The sequence below is a fragment of the Komagataeibacter kakiaceti JCM 25156 genome (assembly GCF_000613305.1).
Genome location: NZ_BAIO01000823.1, coordinates 1 through 704, shown reverse-complemented (window position 1 = coordinate 704; position 704 = coordinate 1). Strand labels below are relative to the sequence as shown.

The window sequence follows — 704 nt, the reverse complement described above, 5'->3', positions numbered from 1 at the left end:
GGGCACGACCGTCACCCTGCCCGACCCCGCGCGGCTTGAACTGATCGGCGCGGCCATGGCGGCGGAAGGGGTTTACCGCTCCCACCATGAACTGTTTGATGTCTGGACCGACATAGCCGCCCCGCCGGTCGCCCGGATAGACCGGGGTGCGCTGCCGCTGTTCGGTCTCATGGCGGCGGGCGTGCATCTGAACGGGGTGGTCCGCCGCGCGGACGGGCTGCACCTGTGGGTGGCCCGGCGCGCCATGACCAAGCGCCTCGACCCCGGCAAGCTGGACCACCTGGTGGCGGGCGGCATTCCGGCGGGGCATACCGTTCTCCAGACCTTGATCAAGGAAGCGGCGGAAGAAGCCAGCCTGCCCGAGGATCTGGTGCGCAGGGCCCGCCCCACGGCGGATATATGTTACGCGCTTGACAGGCCGGAGGGATTGCGCCGGGATGTGCTGCACTGTTTCGAACTGGACCTGCCACCCGATTTCGTGCCCGTGCCCGCCGATGGGGAGGTAGAGGAATTCCGCCTGATCCCCCTGCGGGACGCCTACAGGCTGGTGCGCGATACCGATGAGTTCAAGTTCAACGTCAATCTTGTCCTGATCGACCTGTTCCTGCGCACCGGCATGATCGACGCCGCCAGCCCCGACGGCCAGCGTCTGCGCCGTGGCCTGACCGGCTGGCACATGCCCCACCCCACCTGATTCCATACCG

General features: G+C 67.6%; 1 protein-coding gene. It reads left to right on the top strand.

The genetic code is table 11. From position 1 onward, the window contains the following. A partial coding sequence (locus JCM25156_RS19250) for an NUDIX hydrolase (protein ID WP_025814435.1) occupies positions 1-694 on the top strand: 694 nt, incomplete at its 5' end. Positions 695-704 lie beyond the last annotated feature (10 nt).